This is a genomic window from Mycobacterium sp. TH-M103 (genome assembly GCF_057473785.1).
This window is the reverse complement of record NZ_JBYCLG010000063.1, coordinates 1-2,933: the sequence shown is the minus strand read 5'-3', so window position 1 is coordinate 2,933 and position 2,933 is coordinate 1. Positions and strand designations below refer to the sequence as shown.

Genomic DNA, 2,933 nt, shown 5'->3' with positions numbered 1-2,933 from the left:
TCTGGAAGAACGTGTTGTGCCGGGTGGTGATCCCGACCTCGTCGATATCGGGTGTGCGGATGCACTTCTGGATGCTGGTGGCCTTCGAGTAGGGCGGGGTGCGCTGCCCCAGGAAGTACGGCACGAACTGGACCATGCCGGCGTTGACGAACAGCAGGTTGGGATCCTCGAGGATCACCGACGCGCTGGGCACCTTGGTGTGTCCCGCCTTCACGAAATGATCGAGGAACCTCTTCCTGATCTCGTGTGTCTGCACTCTTTTCCGCTCTTCCTGTTTTCCTCGCCTTGCCGCGGCCCGAACGGGATGGGCGCGCGGCGGCCCTTCAAGTCGTCAACCAGCTTATTCGCCGGGTTTTGGGGAGACTGTCTAACGACTGGCTTGACCGCCCAACAGTACCTCGTTCGCCGCTTCCGCCACCGGCCCGCTAACCCTCCACGAAGCTCAGCCGCACCGACCGCCGCGGGTTGTCGCGGTTGAGGTCGACCAGCACGATGCTCTGCCAGGTGCCCAGCTGCAGTTCGCCGCCGGCGACCGGGACCGTCACCGACGGCACCACGATCGCCGGCAGCACGTGGTCGGCGCCGTGGCCCGGCGAACCGTGTGAGTGCCGGTACCGGTCGTCGCGCGGCAACAGCCGCTCCAGCGTGTCGACCAGGTCGTCGTCGGAGCCGGCACCGGTCTCGATGATCGCGACCCCGGCCGTCGCGTGGGGGACGAATACGTTGCACAGCCCGTCGCCGCAGCTGAAGCAGAACCTGCGGACGGCATCGGTCAGATCGACGGTGCGGCGCCGGGAGGTGTCCACGTCCAACACATCGGTTTGCACCCGGCCCAGCCTACGGCGGGGCCGCAGGACGCGGCCAATTCCGTGTGACGGTTGCCACACGGTCGCATGCAGGAGGAAGGTGGCTGGTATGCCCCGGTGGCGCCACCGGGGCCCGGTTTGAAGGCAAGCCCCGGCATGGGAGGTCCGTCATGTACGCACGCTCAACCACCATTCAGGCGCAACCCCTGTCCATCGACATCGGGATCGCGCACGTCCGCGATGTCGTCATGCCCGCGCTGGCGGAGATCGGCGGGTTCGTCGGCCTGTCGCTGCTGGTCGACCGGCAGTCCGGCAGGTGCATCGCCACCAGCTCCTGGGAGAGCGTGCAGGCCATGCGCGCCGCGGCCGAGCGGGTGGCCCCCATCCGGGACCGGGCGGCGCTGATGTTCGACGGCAGCGCCCGTGTCGAGGAGTGGGAGATCGCCTCCCTGCACCGCCACCACCGGTCCGGCGAAGGGGCCTGCGTGCGGGCGACCTGGCTCAAGGTGGTGCCCGACCAACTCGGCCGGTCCCTGGACTTCTACCGCGCGTCGCTGCTCCCGGAGATGGAGGCCCTCGACGGTTTCTGCAGCGCCAGCCTGCTGGTCGATCACCCCGCATGCCGGCGGGCCGTGTCGAGCTCGACGTTCGACAGCATGGAGGCGATGGCCCGCAACCGCGACCGCGCCACCGAGCTGCGCAGCAGTCGGGTGCGCGACCTGGGGGCCGAGGTCGTCGACGTGGCCGAGTTCGAGCTGGCGCTCGCCCACCTGAGGGTGCCCGAGCTGGTCTGAGGCGCGGCCCTCCGTCCGCCGTTCGCCGAGATCGACGTTTTGCCGGCGCCTACTCGCGCTTTCTCTGCCAAACGTCGATCTCGGCGTCGAAGCCGAGGGACGCCGCTCGGGGATCCGTCAGCCCCTCCGGCGGATGATCGCGCGCAGCCGCTCCAGGCGGCCCGCCATCTCGCGCTCGCCGCCGCGACCGGTGGGCCGGTAGTAGTCCACCCCCACCAGCTCGTCGGGGGGATATTGCTGGGCCACAACACCGTCCGGGGCGTCGTGCGAGTACTTGTAGCCCTGGGCGTTGCCCAGGGCCGCCGCGCCCGAGTAGTGCCCGTCACGCAGGTGCGGCGGGACCAGACCCGCCTTGCCGGCCTTGACGTCGGCCATCGCCGCGCCCAGCGCGGTGGTCACCGCGTTCGACTTGGGCGCGGTGGCCAGGTGGACGGTGGCGTGCGCCAGCGTCAGCTGGGCCTCGGGCATTCCGATCAGCGCGACGGTCTGCCCGGCGGCCACCGCGGTCTGCAGCGCGGTCGGGTCGGCCATGCCGACGTCCTCGCTGGCCAGGATCATCAGCCGGCGCGCGATGAAGCGCGGGTCCTCCCCGGCGACGAGCATGCGGGCCAGGTAGTGCAGCGCGGCGTCGACGTCGGAGCCGCGCACCGACTTGATGAAGGCGCTGACGACGTCGTAGTGCTGATCGCCGTCGCGGTCGTAGCGCACCGCGGCCTTGTCCAGCGACTGCTCGATGGTCTCGACGGTGACCTCGTCGCCGGCCGCCGCGGCCCCTTCGGCGGCCACCTCGAGCGCGGTCAGGGCGCGGCGGGCGTCGCCGGCCGCCAGTTGCACCAGCAGGTCGACGGCGTCGGGGTGCACTCGGACCCGCCCGCCCAGGCCGCGGGGGTCGTCGATGGCGCGCCGCACCACCGCGCGGATGTCGTCGGGGCTCAGCGGCCGCAACTGCAGGATCAGCGACCGCGACAGCAACGGCGCCACCACGGAGAAGGACGGGTTCTCGGTGGTCGCCGCCACGAGCAGCACCACCCGGTTCTCCACGGCGGAAAGCAGTGCGTCTTGCTGGGTCTTGGAGAACCGGTGCACCTCGTCGATGAACAGCACGGTCTGCTCGCCGTGCAGGAGCGCTCGGCGCGCCTGGTCGATGACGGCCCGGACGTCCTTGACACCGGCCGATAGCGCCGACAGCGCCTCGAACCGGCGTCCGGTCGCGTGCGAGATCAGCGCCGCCAGCGTGGTCTTGCCGCTGCCGGGCGGACCGTAGAGGATCGCCGAGGCCACACCCGAGCCCTCGACGAGGCGGCGCAGCGGCGATCCCGGCGCCAGCAGGTGG

General features: G+C 70.7%; 4 protein-coding genes. 1 reads left to right on the top strand and 3 read right to left on the bottom strand.

Features of this window, described 5'->3' with window-relative positions; all coding sequences use genetic code 11:
• The coding region (locus tag AC2VOR_RS03530; protein ID WP_486963206.1) for an alanine--tRNA ligase-related protein at window positions 1–256 on the bottom strand (256 nt) is incomplete at its 3' end.
• A gap of 169 nt (window positions 257–425) precedes the next feature.
• Window positions 426–815, bottom strand: a complete 390-nt coding sequence (locus AC2VOR_RS03525; RefSeq protein ID WP_369741645.1) for a secondary thiamine-phosphate synthase enzyme YjbQ — start codon at window positions 813–815, stop codon at window positions 426–428.
• A 161-nt stretch (window positions 816–976) separates the two neighbouring features.
• Here AC2VOR_RS03525 and AC2VOR_RS03520 point away from each other — a divergent pair, with 161 nt between their 5' ends.
• Window positions 977–1,600: a hypothetical protein gene (locus AC2VOR_RS03520; protein ID WP_369739206.1), complete on the top strand. Its 624-nt coding sequence runs from the start codon at window positions 977–979 to the stop codon at window positions 1,598–1,600.
• A gap of 117 nt (window positions 1,601–1,717) precedes the next feature.
• Here the strand turns inward: AC2VOR_RS03520 and AC2VOR_RS03515 are convergent.
• The coding region (locus AC2VOR_RS03515) for a replication-associated recombination protein A (RefSeq protein ID WP_486963205.1) at window positions 1,718–2,933 on the bottom strand (1,216 nt) is incomplete at its 5' end.

What these genes read in the sequence shown, in the direction of transcription:
- AC2VOR_RS03520 (WP_369739206.1), top strand. Translation starts at nt 977, where the DNA reads ATGTACGCACGCTCAACCACCATTCAGGCGCAACCCCTGTCCATCGAC.